3 protein-coding genes are annotated in these 3,524 nt (G+C 79.2%); all 3 read right to left on the bottom strand.

Translation table 11 applies throughout. The annotated features are described in order from the left end of the window. Positions 1-56: 56 nt before the first annotated feature. From EF903_RS30325 to EF903_RS30315, 3 genes are read right to left on the bottom strand one after another with little or no spacing between them, the layout of a single operon-like run. Positions 57-1,070 carry a T3SS effector HopA1 family protein gene (locus tag EF903_RS30325; RefSeq protein ID WP_125548193.1) on the bottom strand — a complete coding sequence of 338 codons (1,014 nt, stop codon included), beginning with the start codon at positions 1,068-1,070 and terminating at the stop codon, positions 57-59. Then, positions 1,067-2,212 carry a class V lanthionine synthetase subunit LxmK gene (gene lxmK / locus EF903_RS30320; protein WP_125548192.1) on the bottom strand — a complete coding sequence of 382 codons (1,146 nt, stop codon included), beginning with the start codon at positions 2,210-2,212 and terminating at the stop codon, positions 1,067-1,069. The genes EF903_RS30325 and lxmK overlap by 4 nt, the downstream gene beginning before the upstream one ends. After that, positions 2,209-3,351, bottom strand: coding sequence for an insulinase family protein (locus EF903_RS30315; protein ID WP_185902906.1), 1,143 nt, complete (start codon positions 3,349-3,351; stop codon positions 2,209-2,211). The genes lxmK and EF903_RS30315 overlap by 4 nt, the downstream gene beginning before the upstream one ends. Positions 3,352-3,524 lie beyond the last annotated feature (173 nt).

Below are 3,524 nucleotides of genomic sequence, written 5' to 3'. Positions count from 1 at the left end.
GGGTGGGAGTCCTGCGGGGCCGGTCCGGCCCGTTCGGCGCGGGCCCGCCGGCCCGCTCAGCGGGCGGGGAGGTCCGGAGAGGCCAGGTTCCGGTAGGGGGCGCGCGGGTCGATGCCCGCGCTGCTGAACGCCTCGTGCGCGCTGTCGGAGCCGGTCGTGGCCCGTACGGCCGCCTCGGCCAGCGCTGACGCGCGGTGCTGGCCGAAGCTCAGCCCGCCCGCGCCGGGCCTGGGGTCGTCCGGCTCCCAGGCCACGGCCGTGCCGGGCCCGAGCCGGTGGGCGAAGACCGAGGTGTCCGGGCCGGTGCCGGGCAGGCCGCGCACGGCGTCGGCGATGGTGTGGCAGGCGCCCCGGGACTCGCTGCCCAGGTAGACGACGAGGGCGTCGCGCCGCGGGTAGTCGGCCGGACCCGACAGGACCTTGGCGTGGTAGCCGGCTCCCGCCGCCTCCAGCCGCTCCAGTACGGTCCCCCAGATCAGCGGGGCGCGTCCGGGTCCGGTGATGTGGACGTAGACCCGGAGCAGTTCGTCGTCGAAGCGCGGCTCGCGGGAGCCCATGGCGTAGAAGAACCCGGGCGAGAGCGCGGGACGGGCCGGGGAGGCGGGGGAGCGCACCTCGGCGCCGGCGACGAGCGGGCCGTCCGCGGTCAGCCGGTCCACGGGCACCCGGACGCGCACACCGTCCCAGGACACCAGCGCCTCACCGCTGCCCGGTTCCTGCGGAGCCCGGAGCAGGACGCCGGTGCGCTGGATCTCGCGGTGCGGCAGCGCCGCCGCCAGCTCCCGCTCGAAGCCGCGGTCCCGCGGGGCCATGCTCCGGCGGCGGGTGTCCGCCTCGGCCCGGCCCGTGTGGAACACCTCGTACAGCGCCGCCCCCAGCCGCTGCTGGAGTTCGCGGGCGGACTCGCCCTCGATGGTGCGGGGCCCGACGGTGGCGGTGAGGCCGTCGGCGGAGAGGCGGATCCGCGCCAGGGCGTCGGCGAGGCCGGGGGCCAGGGGTGAGGCCGGCGCCGGTCCGGCGGTCGCCGGTCCGGCGGTGCGCGGCTCGGTGGGGGCTGCGGCGGTGGTCACGAGGCGTCTCCGAGTCCGACGGCGTGGGTGAAGCGGGCGGGGTCGAGCAGGGCCGTGCGGCCGATGCCGGCGGCGGCCCGCTCGATGCCGAGCAGCCGGTTGGAGCGCATGGCCCCGGCGAGCAGCCGGTCCAGCAGGTGCCAGCCCGCGAAGGCGGTGGCGCGCTCGGCCAGGCCCGGATCGGCGTCGGGCCGGGCCTCGCGGTAGCCGCGCCAGAACTCCCGGACGACCGGGCGGAGCCGGGCGAGCTTCTCCGCGCCGCGGGCGAGCACGGTCTCGCGCGTCATGGACAGCCCGGCGAAGGCGGCGGTGTCGGCGTCGCCGCGGGAGGTGACGATGTCGTGCACCGCGCGGTGCAGCCATTCGCCGGCGAAGCCGCCCACGTCGCGCGCGGGGTCGGCGAGGCGGAACTCCTCCCAGTCGGCCACGTGCAGCCGGCTGTCCGCCCCGGGGTGTCCGGTGATCAGGAACTGGTCCATCCGCAGGTCGCAGTGGGCGGGCACGCGCGGCGCCGCCCGTTCGCCGGCAAGCAGCCGGTGCACCGACCCGATCAGCTGCGCGTCGTTCTGCAGCAGCCGCCAGGTCTCCAGCTCCGCCCCGCTGAACTCCTCGAACGCGGCGGCGGGCAGCGCCTCCAGCAGCTCCGGCGAGGGCATGGCGGGAGTGCTGCGCTCAAGCCGGTCCTGCTGCCCGACCGGGCAGGCGTGCAGCCGCCCGAGCGCGGCCCCGGAGCGGTGGGCGAGCTCCGGTGTGAACTCCTGGTCGGCCATCAGTTCGGCCCCGCTGCGGGCGTCGTGGAGGTACTCGAAGGCGAGCAGCCCGGAGTCCGGGTCGCTGCCCAGCAGTGCGGGTCCGCGCAGGACGCCGGCCGGGGCGTCCGCCACCAGGCGTTCGTAGCCGAGCGCGCGGTCCATCCGGGCCTGTACGTCCTCCCGCGGACCGGTCAGCCGCTTGACGAAGACGCGGGCGCCGCCCGTCGTGCGGCCGGCCCAGGTGTCGTTGCGGCCTTGCAGCGCGGTGAGGTCCGCGCGGTCGAAGGGGCCCGTGCCGATGCGCCGCAGCAGGGCGTCGACCCCGGGCGCGGTGTCGAGGTCGACGGGCTGGAAACGGAGTTCGGTGCGGGCGGCGGTGGTGCGGGTCACGGCGTCTCCTCGGCCGGGTCGGCCGCCGGGGTGGCGAGCACTCCGGCATAGGCGGGCTGGGCGAACAGGTACGCGCAGTCGCGGGCCACCTCGGCGGCCGGGGCCTCGTACAGGGCTTCGGGGAAGCCGACGAGCTCGGCGGTCCGGCGCCCGGCCGCGAGCCAGGCGCTCAGCGCGTCGGCGAGCGAGCCCTGGGTCTGCGGCGCGAGGGCGAACTGGCCCGCGCAGTACCGCCGGGCGGCGTCCACCTCGGCGCCGGTCGGCGGTTCGGTGCCGGCGCGCCGCAGCTCTTCGCGGACCAGGGCGGCGGCCTCGACGGCGCCGACCGGCGGCAGCTGGGCGTGGACCTGGACGAGCGCCCCGGTGCCGGCGTGGCCGCCGAACCGGCCCGCGTACGAGGTGAAGCCGTACGGGGCCTGCGGCGTGCGCAGCGCGGCGAGCCGGGCCCCGGGCTGGCCGCCGCCGAGCACGGCCACCGACAGCCAGCGGGCGGCGAACGACCCGGCCGGGGGCGGCTCGGGCGTGGCCCACAGCAGGTGGGCGGCGGCAGCGGGCAGGGCCCGGGGCAGGCTCAGCAGCGAGAGGCCCTCGGTGACGGCGGGGAGCGGGGCGTGCCCGCCGTGCGGCGCGCCCGGGGACGAGGCCGGCAGGCGCAGGGCGGCGGTCGCCGCCGCGACCCAGGCCTCGGGATCCAGGTCGCCGACGGCGGCGAGCTCGATGCCGCCCGCGTACAGCGGGTGGACGAGGGCGGCCTGGGCGGCACCCGGGCCGGGCTCGCCGGACAGGAGCCGCTGTCGCAGGGCCTGCTCGGCGAGCCAGGCCGGGTTGCTCACCCGGCTTCCCATACGGGCACGGGCCCGCGGTTCCACGGCGGCGAGTTCGGCGGCCGTGGGCGGGGTGCCGAGCAGGCCGGCGAACACCACCGGGTCGGGGGCGGGTGCGGGCAGCCAGGCGTCGAGCAGGACGGTGCCGTTCTCCACCGTCGTGGACACGGATCCGTACGCGGGGAACCGGGCCGTCCAGCGGTCGGCGAGGACCAGGGCGAGCCGTTCGCGGCCGGCGGGAGCGGCCGCGCAGGGTGCGGGCAGGCGCAGCCGGAGTTCGACGAGGGGCGCCCGGGTGTCGCGTACGGCGGCCACGGCGGGCACGGCCGGGCGGCCCGCGGCGGGCCCGGCTCCGGCCTCGGCGAAGGGGGTGTGGGCGGGGGCCGGCGCCGGGGCGGGGGGGGGGGGGGGGGGTGGGGGGGTCGGGGGGGCGCTCCCCCGGCGCGGGGGGCGGCGCCGCGGGCGGGGCGCCGGCGGCGGCCGGGGGG

Source organism: Streptomyces sp. WAC05292, assembly GCF_003949955.1.
Classification (GTDB): Bacteria; Actinomycetota; Actinomycetes; order Streptomycetales; family Streptomycetaceae; genus Streptomyces; species Streptomyces globosus.
Note: the sequence above shows the minus strand (reverse complement) of the source record. Positions and strands in the feature narration are given on the sequence as shown.